Raw genomic sequence first — 22779 nt, forward strand, 5'->3', positions numbered from 1 at the left:
AGCACACGCACGTACGATAGCACCACGTGAAGCGGAGCGGAACGTGGTGTCCACTACGAACGACTCCAACGAGCGTGTGTAACACGCGTAACCCTCCTCTTTGCAATAGGTCCGCGTGTTTCAAATCCCAAATCGCAAATCGCAAATCCCAAATCCCCAATCCCAAATCCGCAATCCCAAATCCGCAATCCCAAATCCCAAATCCCAAATCCCAAATCCCAAATCCCAAATCGCAAATCGCAAATCGCAAATCCCCTCACTGTTCCTGGTTTTCGTCCAACTTCTTCGTCCAGTCGCTGTTCGGATAGCGTTTGCGCATTACCGCCGCGATCTCTTCCTGGGTTTCCGGCCCGTTCCCGCATCCGTATTTCGTCCAGCCGTTCGACGCCCACGCGATGTAGAGCGCCTCGGGAACTCGTTTGTCCGCCGGGGCCAGCCGTGCCCATTCAAGCGTTTGTTCGGCGAAGTATTTCGGCGCGTCACCGATCCTCGACAAGCGGCTTCTTTCAAGCTTTGCTGCCGCGATCTGTGCGCGGGTCAGGAAAACCGGGGGCTTCCCGATAACCGCCGGATCTTCGTTCTCGCTGTCGAAGTACCACGAGCACCACCAATTGTCGTCGTCCCATTCGCCAAAAACGTTGTCGGCGCCGAAGCCGGACTGAATTGCGGGCGTCAGGATCGGGTTTTTCAGGATAATGAAAATCGCCGAACGTTTACGCGCGACCGGAGTCAGGGCCTTCTGATACGGAATAAAATCATCGGCCAGATCCGGAAACTGCGCGAGCAGTCGCGGCGTGATCTGTTTCGCTGCCGGTTCATTGTCGAGCAGCACCGCGCGCATCCAGATCGCAAGCGCCAATCTTCGCCGGAGATGCGTCGGTATCGCCTCGGACCTTTCCGCCGCGATCATTGCGTCGGTCGGGAAATAGCGGTTGAATGAGGAAAGCGCATCGTCGTCGAACGTCTTTTCGGACTCGAACGTCCGATACTCGGCGAACCTCTCGTCAAGCTCCTTCTCATACTGTTCGCGCGTCTGGTCAGGATAGGCTTCAGGCGACCACCAGGTCTTCTGCTCCGCAAGCTGCTCGTCGATGGATCCGATCGAGCCGTCAAAATCGAACGCATACGGCTTGCGAAGCGCGGTCTTGAGAAACTCATCGAGCGTTTCGCTCAGCGTCATACGAAGCTTGAGAAACTGATTCCGAGTCGAAACGGGGAAATTGACCGGCGAGGCGATCAGTTCATCGAGCAGTTCACGGGCCTCGGCCGTCTTGCCCTGCGCGAGGTCGATCCGTGCGAGGTGATAGAAGATGGTCGCGAAAGCCGGCGAAGTTGTCGGCGTTCGCCGCGCCTTGTCGACAATCATCGGAAGTTCCGCGGATGTCGAATCCGCTTTCGAAATCGCCGTCATCAGCCACAGGTCCGAACCGGTTTGCCGATACTTGGAAAGCGCGTAGTTGTATGCCTCGGGGCTCTGGATCTGGTAGGTAAAAAGCCAGTCTGATATCTCGTCCTGCCGCAGGAACTCGGGCAGGAGTCCGACGCTCATCGTTTCGTTGCCCCAGTAGCCGCCTTGGTAGCCGCTGTCGCGCCGATCGGTGAAACGGGATGCGAACGCCGACTGTCTTTGGGTTCGAAGCGCTTCCTTCTGATCCTTTGTCAGGCTTTTTCCGATGATTCTCTCAGCCGCGGCGAACGCATCCTCGTCGGTTGCGTCGACGCTCACCTCGATCGTGTAGCTTTGCTGGGTATCTTCGGTGTAGATGTAAAGCGTCAGCTTGTCGCTGGCCGGTTCCGGCGTCGGCGTTTCGGTGACGGTGCTGGTGTTGGCGTTCGGATTGTTGCGCGCCTCGATCTCGGCTTTTCGCTTTTCCTCGGTTTCGAGCGCTTCTTTCTCGTATTTGTCGAGGAGCCAGGTGTAGTCGATCAGATCCTGCCGAAAGTTCGCGTTGCCCTGATACGCGACGGTGTTGGCCAGTTCGTGAACACGCTCCTGCGGACGCAAACGGTATTTCACCACCCCGAGCAAGCGCTCGGCGTCTTCGGAAAACCTCCCGCCTTTTGAAACAACCGTTTGCAGAGCCTGATCTGCCTGATAATAAAACGCTTCCGAACTGTTCTTGTCGTTGTTGAGACTTGCCTGCCGGATCAGTGTGCGCCCGATGAGATACTCGGCAGTTTCCTGCCACGGCGACTGCGGGTCTTGGGCGATCTCCTCGAATTTGCGGCGGGCGGACCCGTAGTCGAGCGAATAAAACTGCGCGGCGGCGATCTGATACGCGCGGTCCTTCAGCAACCATTCCGCCATTTCGGCGGAAGGTTCGGCCGGGATCGATTTGCCGTTCGCACAGTTGTTGAAAACCTGATCCTGGGCCCGCAGCCAATTCTTCACATCCTTGTCGTCCGAACCGTGGGACATCGCGCGGTCGGCGAGGGTCTTCGCGGCGGTCTCAAAGGCGTTCTTTGTACAATTCGGGAAGAAATCGTAACCGCCCCAAGAGCGCTCGACATAGATCTCGGGCGTCTTTTCTTCGGTTCCGACGACCGCTTTTCGTTGTTCGACCCAGGCCTTGACAGCCGTTTCAAGCTCGTCCGTGCGGTCGTAGCTCTTGTTGTTTATCTCGGCCTCCCAAAACTCGACCAACGCCCGCTGTTCGGGATCGGAGAAACCGCCGCCGGTCAGATATCGATAGGCGGCGATCAGGACCATACGCCGGTACGAGGGCTTGACGATCCCGAGATTGCCGGCCGCGAAATCCCTGTACGGAGTCTCAGGCGCGCGCTCGTTGTCGAAAACGGGGGTCACATAACCCGGGCCGCAGGGAAAGACCGAAGTGACGGCCAACAAGGCCAGGAGAACTGTTGCGATCGAAATTCTGAATCTCTTCATATGACACGTGATAACTGCTCCGAATTCACCAAATCGTCTCGTGATAAGTTCGTCGGTCTATTCTCATTCAACCGGGGTGAAATTAACAAACATCATCACCTCAATTCACGGTGTAATTTGCCGATTCGACTAAAAATCGTCGCAGTTCTTATTGATTATCGATTTTCTTGGCCCATTTCGGATAGCGACGCTTCAGCAACTCAATGGCCTTTTCGCGTCCAGCGAAACTATTGCAATTGCCGATGAACGAAACGTTGGCATTTGATGCGATTAAGAGCATTTCCGGTATTCGGCTGTCGTCCGGGCGCAGCCGCTGTAGTTCAATCGCCGTTTCGGCAAGAAAGCCGGGCGCGGAGCCGATTGCTTTCAGCGCAGCGCTTTCCGCGGCGGCAGCGGCAATTTGCGAACGGCTCAAAAACGGAGGTCCGCTTGGGATTCGAATACGTACCGACTCGCCGGTCGATGTGTACTCCGAATAATCCGGTTCGCACCACCAACCTGCCGGCGTTTGGTAACTGAAATGCGGCGTATCAAATCCCGACTGAAGATAAGGCAGTAAATTTGGGTGTCGATAGATCACGAAAAGTGAAGCGATTCGGCGTTCGACCGTATTGGGAGCTGACAGATAATCCCGAACCTCCGGTACCGTTTCCAGGAGCTGTGGCGCAATTCGCCTCAGCACGGCATCGTTCTTAAGCAAGACAGCGCGGGTCCAAATGACGATCGCCAGCCGTTCGCGCAGATAAACCGGAAGCTCAGGACTCTCCTGCGCCTCCAAAAGGAGCGAAATTGGAAAGCGTTCGTTGATGATTGTCGTCGAGTCGACATCGAACATTAGGCGTTCTTCCCACCGTTTGTGTTCGGCATAAAGACTCTCGGTGTAGGCGTCCCATTCGGACTTTGACTGCGAAGATTCGGGACTCCACCAAGCTTTTTGTTTTGCGATGACCTCGTTGATTGTTGTGCTTTCCGCGTAATCCAAAAATGTAAACGGTTTTCGAAGCGCGCTCTTGAGAAATGACGAGAGATCGTCGCAAATCGTGAAACGAAGCCGTGCGATCTCGTTTCTTGAAGAAACGGGAAGGTCGTTTGTATTCACCATCAGTTCGTCGAGAATTCGGGCGGCTCTTGCCGATTGCCGTTTCGCGATCAGAATCCTCGCGGAATGATACGCGCAGGTTGGAAATGCGGCGTCGTTTGGCGCGAGCTTCTGCGCAGCCTGAATCAACTCATCAATCTCAGCCGAGTCGCTTGTCGAATTAGTCAGGGCCGCAACTAACCAGGCTTTCGAATTGGTATCGCGCCAACGACCGAGTGAATGGCGATAAGCGGATTCGCCGGCCTGCATCGAAAAAAGCCAATCCGTAAGTTCACCGGACAGCAAGAATTCCGGCAGCAAACCAAATGAAATCCGTTCCTCTCCGGAGTAACCGCCCTCGTAATCTCTTTGAGGACGGGACGACCACGCTTTCCGGATCTGATCGGCCCGTGCTTCACGAATCGCATCGCGGATTTCTTGGAGGTTATCGTCGGTGAGGCCGTCTTGTTGGCTCTGAATCATCTCGATGATCTGCGTGTCGGGTGTCGACGGCGGCACGAGGAGAAAGGCGTCGGTTCGTTTCAAAAAATTCGGAACCCAAACGCGTAACGTACTTTCGGAGAACAAAGCCGTGTTGCGAACCGGCTCATAGGTTGGTCGTGCAACCGGTGATTTCAAGAAGCTCTCTATCGAAAGTTGACCAAAGGGATCGTCCTCAGCAAGTTCGATGAGTTGGTTATCGATTTTGTTCGGCTTGGCCAATTGCGCCAATCGAAGCGCCTCCGGCAACTTTCCAAGTGGCACCCAGCCTTGAATCATCGCTCGTCCTTTTTCGACGATTACCTGGGTCTTTCCGCCTGCCGCGATAAGATTCGCGACGATGCGATCGCGAAGATCCTTGTCGGATTCAGCGAACTTCGCGGCCTCCTCCTCGCTTTTTCGCTTTTCTTCAGCCGCAAGGACCTGCGTCTCAAACTTGTCTAACAGCCAAGTGTAATCGATCAGATCTTGACGGAAATCGTCGCCGCCAAATTGATGGAGATTCTGCTCCAGTTCGGCCAGACGCTCGGCCGGCCGCTGTCGAAGTTTTATCAAATTGAGTAACCTTGCGCCATCGGCAAAGAATCTGCCGCCGGAGAGCCGGGCAAGGCGTTTTTCCGCCGAAGAATAGAATCCAGATCGCTGCTCTGGGTCTTTCGTAAAATGAGCGCGTCGAACGAGGGTACGCGCAACGAGGTAGTCGCAGATCTCGCGCCAGGGGGAATCGGAGTCGTTCGAGATCGCATCGAACCTCTGTTGCGCTTCCTCGAAATCGGTGGCGTAGAAATAGGCGGCAGCGATCTGATAATCACGGTCCTTTCGTAGCCAAACGGGGGCCGCGTCGCCAACCGCAAGAGGAATACTCCGCCCGCCGGAGCAGTTCGAAAACACCAGATCCTGCGCTCGTACCCATTCGAGAACAAACGGGTCGTCGCCGCCGTACCGCATTATTCTGTTGGAAAGCGTTTCGACCGCCGTTTCGAACGCATTTAATGAACAATTCGGGAAAGCGTTGAAATTGTCCGCGCCCCAGCGTCGATCGGTTGCGATTGTTGGCGAAACGGGGAAATCTTTTGCGATTTCGCCGCGCAGGCTAAGCCACCGGCGGATCGTCTCAAGCTTCAAGGTCGAATCCGGTTCCTCGTTGCGAAACTCCGCGTTCCAGATACTGACGAGCGTTTGCTGCTCCGCGGACGAAAAGCCTCCGCCATTGAGATAGCGATATGCGGCGTATAAAACGACCCTACGATATGTCGGTTTAACGATTCCGATTCGACCCGCAGCGAAGTTCTCGTAAGGGTTTTCAGGCGCGTGCTGATAGCTGAAGACCGGATGCACATAATTATCGGCGCAGGGAAAGCTGACTTGCGAGAGCAGCAGAACTACCAGTAACGAAATTGCGACAAGTCTCCGATTCATCTGAGTTTATCGATATCGGCCCGTTCCCAGGCGCTCGATTTGAAATAGTATATCCGGCGTTCCGGTCTGAGCGGCGCGTTGATCGGCTCTTCGACGGCGAATCCGTAACTCCCGCGGCAGAGCGGCTCGCGCCAGTCGTTGCCCTTCGCGAGAAAGTCGCGGACGCGGTCGGAATCCGCGCCCATCACGAAGGCCATCGGGACGGCTTCGTCGACCGGAAGATCGTTGAACCACGCGTCGCCGATGCACCAGGAGGCGAGCGCCGTCATCGTTAAAGGGATCTCGTCGGGCAGATCGGTGCGCAGATCGTTCATAAACTCGCGATAGAACCGACGCTCCGAAACAGCCGCGTCATAATCGATCTGAACCGCTCTCACGTTCGGCAACTCGAGCGTTCGTTTGACCAATCCGACGAGTTTCGCTCGTTGATCGGCCGACAGAAGCGCGCGCGACTCCGCTTTCTTCTCGGTTTCGATGCGCGTAACCGCAATGATGTACGTCCCGGGGGCTGTTTCGAGGGGCTGACGGCGCGGTTGGAACAAGACTTCGTTCTTCGTAAGCTTCAGCGTTTGCGCGTGAAACGCGACGCCGAATTTTGCCGGATCGAGAAACCGAAGGTCTTCCTTCCGTTCCCAGGCCCAGAGCATACGCGGTGGCATCGTCCTACCCAATTCCGGGTTGACCGTGCGGCGGCCGGCGCAGCCGACCAGACAGACCACGGCGAACGTCAGCAGAATGCCTGCGACTGTTCGGCGGGAGTTTCGACGAAATTCCGTATGCGGCATAATTCTCAAACTGCGTCATTTCGCCGGAACCGGCGCGCTATTTTCGCTTGGCCCGCCAACTGCCGCCGAAACTCATCGTGCCGCTCATCGTGTCTCCGGAAACCGAACCGTTGTAGGAAACCGTCTCGCCTTTTTCAGTCATAAAAACGGTGATCTTGCTGCCGTTCATTCTGCCGCTGGGTTCGTTCACCCAGACGCCGGAGTTCCCGCCGACGTTGGAATAGGTCGACACGGCCAGCGATTTTCCCTGTTGCTTGAGTTTCCAGTCCATCGTGCCGCCGCCGCCGTCATCGAATTTATATGAAACCGACCAACTTCCGGTGACATCGACGGCTTCGGGCGTCTCGGTTTGGGAAGGCGTCGGAATTTCCGAAGGCGTGGCATCGATTGCGGCCGGTCCCGAAGACCCGTTGCCGCGTTTGGCCAGATCGACCTCTTTCTTTGCGAGTTCGGCCTCTTTCTTCGCCAATTCGGCTTCTTTTCTGAGCTGTTCCTTTTCCTTGTCCTGAAAAGCGCAGGACGGAACGAAAATGATCGCAACTCCTGCGCTCGCCAACAGCATCGCCCGCGCGAGTCGTCGAATGCGATCGGATAATCTGGTTAGGTCCATCACGAAATCCTCCCCACCAAGCTGGATGGCTATCCTAATCTTATACCGATTCTGGAAGAGTTGAAATCGCCCGGATCACGATTCGGTGCCAATCGTGTTCGGATTCGCGAGACGCTCCCGCTCGGCATACTTGGGGAAGTTTCTTGAATCTGCTAAGTTCACGAAGCCGCACGAAAAGAACATACAACGATTCTTCGTGTGCCTTTGTGTCCTTCGTGGTTCGCGATCGCCCCGGACTAGATGAAAGGTCTGCGTTTTGTTATATTTGATGAAACTGAATCGCCATTCATCGGAAGGGAAGTACAAATCATATGATCGAACGCGAACAACTCGAAATGGACGTCATTTTCGTCGGTGCCGGCCCGGCCAATCTTGCCGCGGCGCTTCATTTGAAGAGCAAGATCAAAGAGCACGACGAATTCATCGACAAAGGCATCAAGAAAGGCAACAAGATCGGCGATCTCGAGATCGGGATCGTCGAGAAAGGATCCTTCGTCGGTGCGCATATCCTGTCCGGCGCGGTGATGGATCCGATCGCGATTCGCGAACTTATGCCCGATTTTCTCGAACAGGGTTGTCCGGTCGATTCGGCGGTCACGAGCGACGCCTTCTGGTACCTGACCGAAGGGCGCCGGATCAATGCGCCCGTGATTCCTCCGCCGCTCAAGAACAAGGGCAAATACATCGTCAGTCTGTCGCGCGTTTGCGAATGGCTCGGCGAGAAATGCGAGGCGGCCGGAATCAACATCTTTCCGGAGTTTCCCGCTTCCGAAATATTGTATGACGAAAACGAGCGCGTGATCGGAATCCGTACCGGCGACAAGGGAATCGACAAGGAAGGCAAGCCGAAAGGAAACTTCGAGGCGGGCGTCGATATTCTGGCGAAGGTGACCGTTCTCGGTGAGGGCTCGCGCGGTTCGCTGACGAAACAGTTGACAAAGCGCCTCGGGCTTGAAAAGGAAGAAGATCCGCAGGTCTTCAGTCTCGGTGTCAAAGAGATTTGGGAAGTTCCGGCCGGCAATTTTGAGGAGGGAAAGGTCGTCCACACGCTCGGATTTCCGACCGATACCCAAACCTACGGCGGCGGCTGGATCTACGGGATGAAAGACAACAAGATCAGCATCGGCTACGTCACCGGGCTCGATTACAAGGATCCCCTGATCGATCCACACGCGGAGTTTCAGAAGTTCAAGTCGCACCCAGCCATCGCCGAGGTCCTAAAGGGCGGCAAGATGCTGAAATACGGTGCGAAGACGATCAACGCCGGCGGATACTGGACGATGCCGAAATTGTACGCGGACGGCGTGCTCCTCGTCGGCGAATGCGCGGCGTTTCTTAACGGCCAGCGCATCAAGGGCATTCATCTTGCGATGAAGTCGGGAATGCTGGCTGCCGAAACGATCGTCGGCGCATTCGAACACGCGGATTTCACTTCGAACACGCTCCGCCATTTCGCGGAGAAGGTCGATCACAGTTGGATCTACGACGAACTCTATCCGGTGCGCAATTTCCACGCGTCGTTCCAGTCGGGACGCTGGTCGGCGCTCATCAACAGCGGATTCCAGTTCCTCACCGGAGGGCTCGCTTGGGGCTTTATGCCGAAGGAGCATCACGTCGCCGGGCACGAGCGAATGGAGAAGCTCGGCGCGGCGGACGAAAAGCGTTACGAAAATCTCAAGTTCGACAAAGAACTAACCTTCAACAAGGTGACCGACGTTTTTTATGCGGCGGTCGCGCACGACGAGGATCAGCCGGCGCATCTGCATATTCTCGACACAGAGATCTGCGCGACGCGCTGCGCCGAGGAATACGGCAATCCGTGCCAGCGTTTCTGCCCGGCATCGGTTTACGAGATGGAGCAGAGCGAAGCGACCGGGCGCCGCGAGATCAAGGTCAACTTCTCGAACTGCGTCCATTGCAAGACGTGCGACATCGCCGATCCGTACCAGATCATCAATTGGGTCACGCCTGAAGGCGGCGGCGGCCCCGATTACAAGGGAATGTGAGACGATTGGGGATTTGGGATTTCGGATTTGGGATTCGGGATTTGGGATTTCGGATTTGGATCCAAAATTCCAGATTCCAGATTCCAGGATTCCGAGATTCCAGATTCCGAGATTCCAGGTTCCGAGATTCCAGGATTCCGAGATTCCAGATTCCGAAATCCCAAATCCGAAATCCCAAATCCCCAATCCGAAATCGCCATGCGTTCTCTTTCTTCAACATCCCATCAGCTGATTGAAGCTTTTTTTCGCGAGCATCTGGGCGATGCAATGTTCGAATTGCCCAAGACCTACATCGCGGCGGGGAGAGTCGCGCGCGTCGCGGCGGCGGCGCTGCGGATACAGGGGATAACGATCGGGCCCTTTGTCTTTATCGCTCCGGCGTTGCTTGAAAGGACCGGCGGAAGGATTACTCTGCCGCGCGATCTTGTCGTCCACGAGATCGCCCACGTCGTTCAATATCGCCGGCACGGCTTTTTCGGGTTCTTGTGGAAGTACTTCGGCGATTATCTGCGGAACATCCGCAAACAGGGAAATTGGTCGGCAAAATCGAGACACGCGGCCTACCTCGCTATCCCTTTTGAGATCGAAGCGAGGCAAACCGCGTATGAATTCGTCCGCTGGTTCGCGAAGAGGCGAAATTCAGGGCTTACTGCTCAAGAATGTCGAAGTGAACTTTCTTCTGGTCAAGTTCCTTGAGCGCGATGCGAGTGTTCTTGTGCTTGCGCGGGTCGAGGTCGACACGAGCGTTCGCACCTCGCTGCAACTGCTTGGCGCGTTGTGCGGCGAGGATGATCATTCGATACTTCGAATCGATCTCGGGAATGACCTTTTCGGTCACTTCGGTTTCGGCGGCCATTTCCGCGGTTTCGTCGATCAGATTTTCTTCTTGTTCAGCCATTTACTTCCTTAATCTCCCGCTGTATTGATTTTCGACGCATCGAAACTATCAAGAATATCTTGTACGCGTTCGGTTTGTCTAATGGATTTGAGCCGTTCTGCCAAAATTATCGTTTCGAGGTCGCGCGTCGCATCAACCAGATTGTCGTTGATCACTGCATACTGAAAAAGTCCGAATTCCTCGACCTCACGGCGCGAATTCCGCAGACGAAGTTCGAGCGTCTCCTCGGACTCCGTTCCGCGCGACGCGAGCCGTTCGCTCAAGACGACATACGACGGCGGAAGTATGAAGATGCTGACGGCCTCCGGAAATCGCTCAAGAACGAGCGCCGCGCCCTGGACGTCGATCTCGAGGATTACGTCGCGGCCCAGTTCGGTCTCGCGCGCGACCTGCGTCTGCGACGTGCCGTAGAAATTGCCGTGAACCTCGGCGTATTCAAGAAACTCGCCCGCATCGATGCGGCGCAGGAATTCCTCCCTCGAAACGAAATGGTAATCACGGCCGTCGGCTTCGCCATCGCGCATCGCGCGCGTCGTGTACGAGACCGAATACCCGATGTTCGGAACCCGGGCCTGAATCTCCTTGATCAGTGTTCCCTTTCCGCCTCCCGACGGCGAACTGATGATGATAAGCGTTCCTTTCATTAAATTCGTGGGCTTTGAACTTTGATCTTTGATCTTTCTTTGGACTTTGGACTTTGATCTTTGGACTTTGAACTTTGGACTTTGATCTTTGGACTTTGATCTTTGGACTTTGATCTTTGGACTTTGATCTTTGGACTTTGATCTTTGATTGTTGAACGTGAGCCAAGTTCGAAGTTCCAAGATCAAAATTCCAAGATCAAAGTCCAAGGATCAAAGATCAAAGATCAAAGCTCCAAGATCAAAGCACCAAGATCAAAGCTCCAAGATCAAAATTCCAAGATTCTCATTCGACATTCTGAACCTGTTCGCGAATCTTCTCGATCTCGCTCTTGATCGCCAGGGCATTCTCCTTGACGACGAGATTGTTGGTCTTCGAAGCGATCGTGTTCGCTTCGCGGTTTAGTTCCTGCGTCAGAAAGTCGAGCCGCTTGCCGACCTCGGTTTCTTCATCGACGATCTGCCGAAACTGCTCGATATGGCTTCGCAGGCGTTGGATCTCTTCGGAGATATCGCTACGGTCTGCCATAAAAGCGATTTCCTGCGCCAGGCGTCCCTGATCGATGTCGATCTGCGATTCGGTTCGCGCCAGCATTTCGGTGATCTTTTTTGTCAGCCGCTGACGAAATTCCTCGGCGACCCCGCCCGCTTCGGTCTCGATCGCCGGGATCCGGTTTTCGATCTCCGAGAGTCGAAAAGCGAGTTCGTTTTTGAGCATTCCGCCCTCGTTCCGGCGCATCTTCTCGAGATCGTCGATCGCAAAATTTACCGCGCGTTCGACTCCGACGATGAAATGTTCATCGAGGTCGTCCTTTTTCGGCACGAGCACGTTGGGGAGACGCGCGACGACGTTGATGTCGGGCTCTCCCGAAAGCGCGAACTCGTCCTGCATCTGCTTCATTGCCGCAAGAAACCCGGCGATCATCGGTCGGTTCAATTCGTAATTGATCTGCGACGTGCGTTCGTAGGTCAGGTTGACGTCCACGCGGCCGCGCGAGAGCCGATTGCCGATCTGGCGCTTGATCGTCGATTCGAGCGCCTGCAGTTCGGTTCCAAGCCGCAGATTGATATCTAGAAAACGGTTGTTTACGGTTTTTATCTCGACTGTCACGGCAAAATCGTCGCTCGATTCAAAGCCGCGGCCGAATCCGGTCATTGATTTCATAAAGGTCGCTCAGTGTACAAGTTACCGACAGTTTAACATAACCGGCGTGCGGCGGGCACTGCTTTACACCGCTTGGGGTTCTTGTTATCATCGCCGCAATTCGATTTTTCCATCCAAAAAAATAACACGGAGATAAGAAGAATGTCAGTTGATGTTCAAGCGGAAGTAGTCATCGCCCGGCCGCGCGAAGTTGTCGCCGGCTTTATGTTCGATCCGAAAAGCGATCGTTTATGGATGACGGGATTTTCAAAAGTGTTTCCGATGCAGTCCGGGCCGCTCGTGAAAGGCGCCAAGGTCGAGCGTATCGGCGCGTTTCTTAACCGGCAGTTTTCAGCGGTCTATTTCGTGACGGACGCAGAAGAAGGGAAATTCGTCGAGATGACGACCGACGAGCCTTTCGAGATGAAATTCAGGTACGAGCTTGCTGACGAAGGCGAAGGCGCGACACGCGTCCGATTGCGGATCCAATCGTTCGGCGAACTGCGGTACAGTCTTCCGATCCCGATGTTCAAGAAGGCTGTCGACGAGAAACTGACCGAGGAAGCAAAGCGGCTCAAAAAACGGCTTGAAGAGGGCGATTGAAAATATGCCTCTGCAGGACGATGAAACCATCGAAAATTGAAAATCCCCAATCGGTAACTTCGAAAAACCTGCTTAACGGCGATCCCGGCGCCGTTTCTGACAGGACCCAGATAGATCGGATGCAAAATGATACTTCGAACTCAGCGTTTCTGTATCGATTGAACCAAATCCGCTCCATCCAGCCAATCTGTGTTCTGGAGGAAACGCGATTTGCTTCCTTCATGTCGGTTTTTCAAAGCTCCCAAATCCCAAATCCCAATTCCCAAATCCCAATTCCCAAATCAAAGATCTTCGTCTTCTTCCGCGAACTGCAGCTCGTATAGTTTCTTGTAAATGCCGCCTTTCGCAAGCAGTTCGGCGTGCGTCCCCGATTCCTTGATCCGGCCGCGTTCCATCACGACGATCCGGTTCGCGCGGCGGATCGTTGAAAGCCGGTGCGCGATGACGATCGAGGTCTTGTTCTCCATCAGATTCGCGAGCGCCTTCTGTACCAGCCGTTCGCTTTCGGCGTCGAGCGCGGAGGTTGCTTCGTCGAGGATCAGCACCGGCGCTTGGGTCATCACGGCGCGAGCGATCGCGATCCGCTGGCGCTGGCCGCCGGAAAGAAAGATCCCGCGTTCGCCGACGATAGTGTCGTACTTCTGCGGCAATTCGTCGATAAAATCCGCGGCGAATGCGACGCGCGCGGCCTCTCGAAGTTCCTCATCGGTCGCGTCCGGGCGGCCGTAGGTGATGTTGTAGCGGATCGTGTCGTTGAAAAGGACTGTTTCCTGGGTGACGAGGGCGATCTGCCGTCGAAGGCTCTCCAGGCTCGCGTCCCGGAGATCGATGCCGTCCCAGGTGATCGCCCCGTCGGTCGGGTCGTACAGGCGCTGGACGAGTTTAATGAGCGAGGATTTCCCGCCGCCGCTTTCGCCGACGAACGCGATCATCTGTCCTTTGGGGATCGACAAGGACACATCATCCAGTATCTGCTTTTCCGAGTTTCGATAATTGAACGAAAGCGAGCGAAGTTCGATCTTGTCCGTTAGCGCCGCCAGTTTTACGGCGTTTTTCTTCTCCGGAAGAATTTCGTTTTCGTCGAGAACGTCCCAAACGTCTTTCGCGGCCGCGAACGCCTTCGTGATCTCATTATGCTGCCGCGAGATCTTGCGCATCGGATCGTAACTTCTGAACAAAAAGAACAAAAACGTAAAAAACTGCGACGCTTCGAGCCGTCCGGCGTTGATTTCGCGCAAGCCGAAATAGAAAAGGACGATCATCGCGGCGATGCCGATGATCTCGATCGTCGGCGGCGAGAGCGCCGAAAGCCTCGCCGAATGGAGATTGGCGCGCGCGATGACGGCTGCAATCCGCGTAAATCGGGCTTTTTCCCGCTCATCCGCCCGGTAAGCCTTGACGATCGTTTGATTCGCGAGGGTTTCCTGCGCGGTGTCGGTCAGGAGTTTGGTCCCTTCAAACGTTTCTTCCGCCAATTTTCGAAGCTTCTTGCTGAATTTCGAGGTCAATCCGCCAACGATCGGACCGATGACGAGCGCTCCGAGCATCAGACGCCAATTGAAGAAGAACGCCGCCGTGATGAAGAAGATGAGCATAAAGCTCTCGCGCAGAACGTCGCGCAGATTCGCCGAGACCGCCCATTCGATCGACGCGCAACTGTTCGCGAGTCGCGAAACGAGATAGTTGGTCCGGTGTTTCTCAAAGAAATCCGTCGATTGCCGCAGTAGATGATCATAGAGTTCCCGGCGAAGATTAAGAACGGCCGACTGCCCGATCTTCGCCATTAAATACGAAGATGAATACTCGGCAATGCCTTTCAGGATCGTAAAACTGAAGAGCAGGATCGAGATCATTATCCACGCCCGAAACCAGTCGTTCTTGGGAATCAGGCTGTGAAGATCGAAGAGCGTTTTCGATTTTTGCGCCGAGTTCGTAAGGAACTGGTCGAAGATCGGAACGAGCAGTGCGCCGATCGCGGTTTCGAACGCGGCGGCGAAGACCATCGCGATGATCGCGACGACGAACGTCAGCCAGTACGGCTTGAGATATCTTAGAAGTCGCTTGAAATCGCTCATCGTCGGCAAAAACTTGACTATACTTTTGCCGGTCACAAAACTCAAATCAACGCGGCGCGCGAGAACATCGGTTTGCAACGTCAAATTGGTTTGTGGCATCTTTCTAAAGGCATTGCGCTCCGGAGAATTGTAAATGAGAAAACTAAAGAGCTTGCAGCTGATCGTCGCCGTCGCGTCGTTTTTGATCGGATCGGTCTCGGTCCTCGGACAGGTCGATGTCGCACGTCAGACGACGGCGATCACGTACCCGCTCGACGAGATCGTTTATGTTCAGTTTCGCGGGACAACGCGTTTTCCGCGGATGAAGGGCGAGGCGAAAGTGAAACGGACGAGCAAGAACGGCACCGAGATCGAGCTCTCGGTGTCGAAGATGCCGCGCCCCTTCGAACTCGGCGCGGGTTATGCGACCTACGTCCTGTGGGCGGTTTCGCCGGACGGGCAGATCGACAATCTCGGTGAGATCCGGCGCCGTGGGACCTTTGAGTTTGATTCGAAGATCTCGGTGACGACGCCGATGCAGACGTTCGCTTTGATCATCACCGCCGAACCGCATTTTCTCGTCCGGCGGCCGAGCCAGGCGATCATGCTCGAGAATTTGAGTCCGTATACCTTGACCGGCGTGACGATCTCGACGACACGCTCCGTACAGTATTTCGGCAACACGAGCGACTATTTCCGTGACGCGCGCACTCCCGAGATCGCCGAAGTCGATTATCAGAAGACGCCTTCAACGATACTCCAGGCGCGGCAAGCCGTTGCACTGGCAAAGTTCTCGGGCGCCTCGCGCGATGCAGTCGAAGAACTTCAAGCGGCCGAAACGCTGCTTCAGAACGCCGAGAAGGCCTGGCAGGCGGAGCGTCCCGAGGAATCCGTCGACATTGCCGCACGGCAGGCGGTGTCGGCAGGCGTCAAAGCCGAGCAGACAGCGATCGCCCGCAAGGACGCGCGCGAAAAGCGCAACGAACGGATTCGTCAGGATGCGGAGATCCGCCAAGCCGAAGACAAATACCTCGAAGCCCAGAACGAGATCACGCGGCTCAAGGACGAGTTGGCGCGCGAGTTGCGCAACCGCGAACTGAGCGAACGCGACGTGTCGAATGTCTCGGATCAGATCAAGGACCTGCGCGAAGAGAATGGAAGGCTTCGCGAAGAGATCGGTAAGCTGAAAGTGGAGAACGATGGCTACAAAAAACGCCTGGCCGACGCCGAAGCGGAAAAACAGCTGATCCGCGAGCAGCAGGAAAAAGACAATCGGACCCAGCAAATCCTTTCGAATCAACCGCTTCTCGTCGAATCGCTGAAGCGCGTCGGAACGGTTCGGCAGACGGAACGCGGAATCGTCGTGACGCTTCCTGAGACCTTTTGGTTCGGTCCGCGCGTGAGTTCGGTCAAGGCCGCGTCGATCACGAAAATGAACGATCTCGCCGCGATTCTCGCGGGCAATCCGGATTACAGGATACTGATCGAATCGCACACAGACAGCCAGGGAACGGCCGAAGAATTGCTGACGCTGACTCAGGAACGCGCTCAGGCGATCTCCGACAAGCTCGTCAGTCTCGGAACCGAAGCCCAGCGGATCGAGGTCCGCGGCTATGGCGCGACGATCCCGATCGCGAGCAATAATACCGCCGCAAACCGTGCGAAGAACCGCCGCGTTGACATTATTCTTAACCTGATCAAGTAATCGAGGATTCGAGAATCAGGATTGCAGTAATCGCAAATCGCAAATTGAAAATCGCAAATCAGGAGTCTTTGAGATCAATGAAGTTATCCGTTCGTGTAGGTGTCGTGTTTGTAATCGTTTCGGCGGTCGCCGTTTTGGGCATTGTCCTGTCGATGGGGCCGAAGGTCAAGGCGCAATCGGATATACCGGATCGCTTCGCGAAGTTCGCGACGCCCGACGATGTGACGGACGCCATACGTAGCCGGGAATCGTCGCTCTACCGGGTTTCCACGGGCGATTTCGGCAAGCGCGCCGCCGCCGCCGGACTCGGACGCATCGTGGAGGATTACGGATCTTTCGTGATCGTCGCCTCGCGGTCGGCGAAACTCGCCGGCCCCGACGTTCAGCAACTTGAAACAACGGTCAATCTACCGAACGCGCGATTCGACCCGCTAGAAGACGACCGGTTCGAGACTGTCAAACCCGGCGACCGTTCGGTTTCGGAAATTCCCGGTGGCGGTTACTTCATCGTTCAATTCGCCGCGACGGTGACCGACGAATGGCTTGAAAGCATCGAAGACGCCGGCGGGGAAGTTTTGCAGTATTTGCCGCATCAGTCGTTTTTCGTTTATGCGGAAAATTCCGCGATCGTGCGCATCGCCGAACACTCGCGCGTCCGCTGGGTCGGCAGATATCTTCCGGGCGACAAACTCGCGCCCGAAGTCCGGAATTTTGCAGCGAACGCCGTCAACGGCCGCGCGACGTTCGACGTCGCGGTTTTCAAGCGGGCGAATCTTGAGAGCGTCGCCGGTACGATCGAAAACGGCGGCGCGAAGATCGTGAACTCGATCAAACTCCCGTCCAACTTCTTCAACGTCCTGCGGATCGAAGCGCCTGTGGACTCGCTCGACTCGCTGGCCGCGATACCCGACGTTGTCCGAATCGATCAGTATGAACGGCCGCGGATCGAGGACGAGCGCGCGGCCCAGATCGTCGCCGGCAACTATTCGAGCACGACCGTGATTTCGGCGCCGGGCTACAATCCGCTGGCGCAATTCGGGGTCAATGGCTCAAACGTCACCGTTTCCGTTGTCGATGACGGCGTCAACGTCCCCGGCAACGGCGGATTCTACGTGACGTCGGGCAACACCGTCAACGGCCCGCTCCGCGGCGCGGCGTCGGGCGCGACCGGCGGTCACGGACACATCAACGCGAGCATCATCGCCGGCAGCACGCCGTTCGGCGCGCTTGACCCGACCGGCTACAATTACGGGCTCGGAGTCTCGCCGAACGCGAATATCCTCAACATCCCGCTGTTGGTCTCGGGTTACACGGGAACCGAACTCGATACCTACAACGACACGGTCACGACGGCCGGACCGAACGGAATTTTCGGCAGCATTTCCAACAACAGCTGGGGCAACGGCACGAACGGCAACGTCTACGATTCGTATACGGCGCAGTTCGACGGATTCGTCCAGGACACTTCGACCGGCGCCTCGATCGACCCGATAACACTGGTTTTTTCGGCCGGCAACTCCGGCCCCGGGACACTGTCGCTGACGCGTCCGAAGGCGTCGAAGAACTCGATCGTCGTCGGAAATTCGGAGAATATCCGAACCGAACTTGGTTCGACCGGCGCCGACAATATGGACGACCTGCGCAGTTCGTCGAGCCGCGGCCCGACCTCCGACGGGCGCGTCAAACCCGACATCGTCGCCCCCGGAACGGTCATCACGGGTTCGCGTGCCGGGACCTGCGGCTCGGTCTCGAGCTGCTTCGACGCGAATCACGCCTACAGCACCGGAACGTCGCACGCCGCGCCGCAGGTTGCCGGCGCCGCCGCGCTGTTTACCCAATTTTGGAAGAACAACAACAGCGGCGTGAATCCGAGTCCGGCGCTGATCAAGGCGTCAGTCATCAACACCGGGCAGGAAATGAACGGCGCGACGACGAACACGGCGACGGTCCCCAACGGCAACGAGGGCTGGGGGCGGATAAACCTCAAGAATATGTTCGATTCGACGGTGCCGATCAAACGCGTCAATCAAACGGTCAACTTCTCGAACGCCGGTGAGACTGTCGTTTACGCGGGAACTGTCGCGAGCGCTTCAAAACCCGTTCGGATCAGTCTCGTCTGGACCGATCCGCCGGCGGCCACCACTCCGGCGCTGATCAACAATCTCGATCTGACGGTTCAGATCGGCGCGAGCACGTATCGCGGCAACGTTTTCAGCGGCGGAAGTTCGACGACCGGCGGCGCGAACAGCACGATCGACAACGTCGAGAACGTTTTTCTGCCGGCGGGCATTCCCGCGGGAACCGCGGTGACGATAACCGTCTCGGCGGCGGCGCTCAACGGCAACGGAATTCTCGGAAACGCCGACGCCACCGACCAGCATTTTGCGCTCGTTGCCTACAACTTCAGCGAAGCCGCGGTGAACCGACCGGCACCGGTCGATTTCGACGGCGACGACAAGACGGACATTTCGATCTTTCGTCCGTCGGTCGGCGAATGGTGGTACCTGAGAAGCGTTGACGGCGGCAACCGCGCATTCCAGTTCGGAACGTCGAACGACAAACTGGTCCCGGGCGATTTTACGGGCGACGGCAAGACCGACATTGCGTTCTGGCGGCCGTCGAACGCGAACTGGTACGTTCTCCGGAGCGAGAATTCGACTTTCTATTCATTCCCGTTCGGCGCGGCGAACGACGTTCCGCTGCCGTATGATTTCGACGGCGACGGCAAAGCGGACGCCGGGATATTCCGCCCGTCGAACGCGACCTGGTACGTATCGAAGTCGTCCGGCGGAACGACGATCCAGCAGTTCGGACTTGCGACCGACATTCCGGCGGTCGGAGATTATGACGGCGACGGCAAGGCCGACATCGCGATCTACCGCCCGAGTCTCGGCCAATGGTGGATACAGCGAAGCGGCGACAATTCGGTCTTCGCGTTCTCGTTCGGTTCGGCTAATGACAAGATCGTGCAGGGTGACTACACCGGCGACGGAAAGGCCGACGGGGCGTTCTTCAGGCCGTCGGACGGAACGTGGTATGTGCTTCGCAGCGAGAATTTCACGTTCTTTTCGGCGCCCTTCGGATTGAGCACCGACGTTCCGTCGCCGGGCGATTACGATGGCGACGGAAAATTTGACTTCGCCGTTTTCCGGCCGGGCAACTCGACGTGGTACATCCAGCGGTCGACCGCCGGAATTCAGATCGCCGGCTTCGGCGCGAACGGGGACGTCTCCGTGCCGAGCGCGTTCGTTCCGTGATTTTGATTCCGGAATTTCGAGCGCGTTTCGGATTCTGACGAGATCAAACAGAAAAAGCCGCCGGGTTCACGGCCCCGGCGGCATTCAGGAATTCGCAAGGCGTTTACAAACCCAACCGCACGTTTGCGTCTTCATCAAACTTGTCCCGGTCGACCTCCTCGATGCTCATCCGGTCCTTGGCAACGTTCGTGGTCGTTGAAACCGCCTTTCGACCGACCTTCGAGACGCTCGTGATCCGTTTGCCGGTAAGGTAGTTCGTGCTTTCCGAGGTAATGTTGCCCTCCGCGCGGTCGCGGCTCGTGTAGTCAAAGCCGATCAGGATGAATTTCTCCGGCTGCGCGTCGTAGCGAAAGCGAAACGTCATTTCCGAGACCCAGCGCGAACCGTAATCCTGTTCGACGATTATCACGCCGTTCTTGATCGAAACATTGGCCGGAGCATTTCCGGCCCCGTAAAACGCACCGCCGCAACTCGCGCACTGCAGGACGCTCGGGGCGACGGCCGCCCGGCGAAGATTGCCTTCTTTGTCCGCAAAGACGATGATCAGAACGCGATTGCCGGCGCTCATTTCGCCCTCATCGGCGGTCTCGGGTTTGGAATCGATGATTTTGAGAAGGTGGTCCGCAACGCCGTCGCCGTTGACGTCTCCGGTGACTTTCTCTTCCAGGTTCCATCCTTCGGGAACAAAACCTTCAATTGATTCAGCCGTCGACGGTATTTTCGAGGAATCGAAATTGGTTTCTTCTTCCTGCCCAAAAGACGGAGCCGGGAAGGCCGTAAGAATTGCGAAAACGGCGCACGCCGCGGCTCCAAGTATTATCTTCTTGTTCAACTTTTAAGTCCTCTCTTTTTGATTATTCTTGATTTTCTAAGACTGCTTTTTGAGATCCAATGTCGACCTCACTTGTTGTGGATGCGCGATTCCAAGTTCGGGGATGCCAAAATCCTACCGGGTCATATCCTTGGGCCCGGCTTCAACCTACGATCGAAGAACTATAATTCGATCCGGCGGCAATCCGACCATACATTCTTCGCCAATGCTAAGGCCGACGAGGCGCAGGACGCGGGCTTCGAGCTTGAGGCCTTCCGCGTCGAGCGTGACGAGCGTCGTCGCGCCGCGGTAGTTGACCGCAGTGACCGTCGCGCGGAGAAGGTTGTCTTCCGGAAACGACGCGCCAAACGAAATGGATACGTGTTCCGGACGGATCGCGAGCGAGACGTTCTGATTGATCGCTCCGAGCAGGCGCTTTTCCGTCTTCTGGGCAAACAGCCGGTGACCGCCTTCGATCGTATGAAACTCGGGAATGTCCGAGTTTGATTTGGTGACCCGGCGCGCTTCGATAAGATTGATGAGGCCGAGGGCCCGCGCCGCCGCAACCGAATCCGGATGTTCGTAGAGTTCGCGCGGCGTGCCGGTTTGAACTACTTCTTTGTCAAAAAGAAGCGCCGCACGGTCGCACGCCTCAAAGACAATTTCCGGATCGCGTGTTGCGAGAACCACCGTCAGTCCGCGTCCCCTTGTCGCGGCACGGAGATGCTCGACGCATTCCCGTCTGACCGGGCCGTCGAGACCTTCGAACGGTTCGTCGAGAACCAGGATGCCGGCCCCGCTTTCGACAAACGCACTGAAGCGCCTTGCGCGTTCGGCGTGCTCGACGGCTTTCGGCGTTCGGCCGAAGACCGAACCGAGGATCGAGGGCTTCGGCATCTCAAAGATCGAAACTCCGTTCTGCGTCCCCGAGACGGTGCCTCCGTTCGACGATTCGCTGCCGCCGATGATCTGAAGAAGCACCGACTTTCCGGCGCCGTTCGCACCGAAAAGGCCGAAGATCTCGCCGTCCGAGGCTTCGAACGCGACGTCCCGGAGGACCCAGTTGTTATCGAATCGTTTGGATATTTTCTCGATCTTGAGAGGCATAAGAAATGAAACTTTATGCTAGATGCAGCGTGCAAAGGTAGAGTATGCTTTTATCATCAAAAAAATCAAGTAAGTTCGAATTCTCAGATCGATGACTGAAAACAAGAAAAGCATCAAGAGAAAGGCCGCCGAGGCCGGCGGTTGGATGGCGGCGAGACGTGCGGCGCGGGCGGTTCCTTATGTCGGAACAGTAGTCGCGCTCGGGCTCGTCGGCTACGACATCAAACGCAAGGGCGTCCTCAAAGGGTTGCTCAATTCCGGGCTCGACGCGATTCCGTTCGTCGGACTCGGAAAGAACGCGATCGAGTTTTTTACCGGCGACCTGATCCCCGACAAGAAAGAGGCCGACCTGCGCCTGCCGGAGTCGCCGGACGAAGAGAAAAAGGTGAAATGAAGTTATGAACTGCCTTCGAAAGTATCTGATCCCGCTTTGTCTTTTGATCGGTTTGCTGATCGCCGGTCCCGTGCTCGCGCAAACAAAAAAGAAACCGACGCGCAAGCCGACACCGGTTAAGCCCGTGGCGCAGCCGACGGTTATCACTCAGGACGAAGTTTACAAGAATCAGAGCCAACAGATAATCGAAGGCACGACCAATCCGTCGGTCCAACCGACCGAAACGCCGACGACGCCGGAAACGACGGACGAGAAGCTCGACAAGATCAGCAAGCGCCTGTCGGAACTCGGCCAGCGTATGAAAACGATGGAGTCGAACCGGCAGAACGATTATGACGAAAAGCAGAAGCGCCTGCTGATGAATCTCGATATCCTGACACGCGCGGAGCAACGCAGCGAAACGCTTCGGAAGCAGCTTTTCGATATGATCGAGAAACAGAATTCCGTTAAGACCCGCCTCGAACAGCTCGAATTCGATATGCGTCCCGAAATGATCGACCGGCAGGTCGCCTTCGCCGGCACGCTCCGGCCGGAAGAGCTGCGGGATATGCGCCGGAAGAACATCGAGGTCGAGCGAAGCAACCTGCAGGCACTGCTGACGGAGATACAGTCGACGCGTTCGAACCTCGAGGCCAACGTTCAAAAAGCCGACCAACTCGTCGAGCGCCTTCGCGCCAAACTCGAAAAAGAGATCGACGACGCGCTTAGCGATACCCCGAAGGAACCGTAAGGGATTCTCGATTTGCGATTTTCGATTTGCGAATTTTCGACCTTTTCATTGGCCGATGAAGCCTCACAGCCCACATCTCGAAGCTCATAGCTCGCGGCTCGAATTCCACCCCTCGTGGTTGTCCTGACGCAGGCGGTACTGATTCG

The 22779-nt window shown here is 56.2% G+C and carries 17 protein-coding genes; 7 read left to right on the plus strand and 10 right to left on the minus strand.

Annotated elements, in window-relative coordinates; all coding sequences use genetic code 11:
* Window positions 1–256 precede the first annotated feature (256 nt).
* From IPN69_11035 to IPN69_11050, 4 genes are all read right to left on the minus strand, one after another.
* Complete coding sequence (locus IPN69_11035; protein ID MBK8811248.1) at window positions 257–2890, minus strand: hypothetical protein; 2634 nt, start codon at window positions 2888–2890, stop codon at window positions 257–259.
* 148 nt (window positions 2891–3038) lie between these two features.
* Window positions 3039–5888, minus strand: coding sequence for a hypothetical protein (locus IPN69_11040; GenBank protein ID MBK8811249.1), 2850 nt, complete (start codon window positions 5886–5888; stop codon window positions 3039–3041).
* Window positions 5885–6673: a DUF3142 domain-containing protein gene (locus IPN69_11045; GenBank protein MBK8811250.1), complete on the minus strand. Its 789-nt coding sequence runs from the start codon at window positions 6671–6673 to the stop codon at window positions 5885–5887. Before IPN69_11045 ends, IPN69_11040 begins: the two co-directional genes overlap by 4 nt.
* 37 nt (window positions 6674–6710) lie before the next feature.
* Window positions 6711–7283 (minus strand): hypothetical protein, encoded by a 573-nt coding sequence (locus IPN69_11050; GenBank protein MBK8811251.1) that lies wholly within the window; start codon window positions 7281–7283, stop codon window positions 6711–6713.
* 311 nt (window positions 7284–7594) lie between these two features.
* On the opposite strand from IPN69_11050, the gene IPN69_11055 reads away from it, so the two are divergent.
* On the plus strand, window positions 7595–9289 hold the full coding sequence (locus IPN69_11055) for an electron transfer flavoprotein-ubiquinone oxidoreductase (protein ID MBK8811252.1): 1695 nt from the start codon (window positions 7595–7597) through the stop codon (window positions 9287–9289).
* A 27-nt stretch (window positions 9290–9316) separates the two neighbouring features.
* Window positions 9317–9985, plus strand: coding sequence for a DUF4157 domain-containing protein (locus IPN69_11060; protein ID MBK8811253.1), 669 nt, complete (start codon window positions 9317–9319; stop codon window positions 9983–9985).
* On the opposite strand, the gene rpoZ is transcribed toward IPN69_11060, so the two are convergent.
* The 3 genes from rpoZ to IPN69_11075 all read right to left on the minus strand — a co-directional run bounded on the left by rpoZ (window position 9936) and on the right by IPN69_11075 (window position 11993).
* The gene (gene rpoZ, locus IPN69_11065) at window positions 9936–10145 is read right to left on the minus strand and encodes a DNA-directed RNA polymerase subunit omega (GenBank protein MBK8811254.1); all 210 of its coding nucleotides are present in this window, start codon (window positions 10143–10145) and stop codon (window positions 9936–9938) included. The genes IPN69_11060 and rpoZ overlap by 50 nt on opposite strands.
* Window positions 10146–10195: 50 nt before the next feature.
* Window positions 10196–10831: a guanylate kinase gene (gene gmk, locus IPN69_11070; protein ID MBK8811255.1), complete on the minus strand. Its 636-nt coding sequence runs from the start codon at window positions 10829–10831 to the stop codon at window positions 10196–10198.
* A gap of 283 nt (window positions 10832–11114) precedes the next feature.
* A complete protein-coding gene (locus IPN69_11075) occupies window positions 11115–11993 on the minus strand; it encodes a YicC family protein (GenBank protein ID MBK8811256.1) in 879 nt (292 codons plus the stop codon).
* A gap of 141 nt (window positions 11994–12134) precedes the next feature.
* On the opposite strand from IPN69_11075, the gene IPN69_11080 reads away from it, so the two are divergent.
* Entirely contained in the window at window positions 12135–12575 is a 441-nt protein-coding gene (locus IPN69_11080) for an SRPBCC family protein (protein MBK8811257.1), read from the plus strand.
* A gap of 281 nt (window positions 12576–12856) precedes the next feature.
* On the opposite strand, the gene IPN69_11085 is transcribed toward IPN69_11080, so the two are convergent.
* Window positions 12857–14749, minus strand: a complete 1893-nt coding sequence (locus IPN69_11085; GenBank protein MBK8811258.1) for an ABC transporter ATP-binding protein — start codon at window positions 14747–14749, stop codon at window positions 12857–12859.
* 34 nt (window positions 14750–14783) lie between these two features.
* On the opposite strand from IPN69_11085, the gene IPN69_11090 reads away from it, so the two are divergent.
* Both IPN69_11090 and IPN69_11095 read left to right on the plus strand, forming a co-directional pair.
* Entirely contained in the window at window positions 14784–16334 is a 1551-nt protein-coding gene (locus IPN69_11090) for an OmpA family protein (GenBank protein MBK8811259.1), read from the plus strand.
* Between the two features lie 77 nt (window positions 16335–16411).
* Window positions 16412–19591 carry a S8 family serine peptidase gene (locus tag IPN69_11095; GenBank protein MBK8811260.1) on the plus strand — a complete coding sequence of 1060 codons (3180 nt, stop codon included), beginning with the start codon at window positions 16412–16414 and terminating at the stop codon, window positions 19589–19591.
* Window positions 19592–19694: 103 nt separating this feature from the next.
* Here IPN69_11095 and IPN69_11100 read toward each other — a convergent pair whose 3' ends face one another.
* Both IPN69_11100 and IPN69_11105 read right to left on the minus strand, forming a co-directional pair.
* The gene (locus IPN69_11100; GenBank protein MBK8811261.1) at window positions 19695–20423 is read right to left on the minus strand and encodes a hypothetical protein; all 729 of its coding nucleotides are present in this window, start codon (window positions 20421–20423) and stop codon (window positions 19695–19697) included.
* 147 nt (window positions 20424–20570) lie between these two features.
* The gene (locus IPN69_11105) at window positions 20571–21509 is read right to left on the minus strand and encodes a TOBE domain-containing protein (protein MBK8811262.1); all 939 of its coding nucleotides are present in this window, start codon (window positions 21507–21509) and stop codon (window positions 20571–20573) included.
* 91 nt (window positions 21510–21600) lie between these two features.
* Here IPN69_11105 and IPN69_11110 point away from each other — a divergent pair, with 91 nt between their 5' ends.
* Together IPN69_11110 and IPN69_11115 are read left to right on the plus strand one after the other, a co-directional pair.
* Window positions 21601–21903: a hypothetical protein gene (locus tag IPN69_11110; protein ID MBK8811263.1), complete on the plus strand. Its 303-nt coding sequence runs from the start codon at window positions 21601–21603 to the stop codon at window positions 21901–21903.
* A gap of 4 nt (window positions 21904–21907) precedes the next feature.
* Window positions 21908–22633 carry a hypothetical protein gene (locus tag IPN69_11115; protein ID MBK8811264.1) on the plus strand — a complete coding sequence of 242 codons (726 nt, stop codon included), beginning with the start codon at window positions 21908–21910 and terminating at the stop codon, window positions 22631–22633.
* Window positions 22634–22779: the final 146 nt, after the last annotated feature.

This window comes from Acidobacteriota bacterium (assembly GCA_016715115.1).
Lineage (GTDB): Bacteria > Acidobacteriota > Blastocatellia > Pyrinomonadales > Pyrinomonadaceae > JAFDVJ01.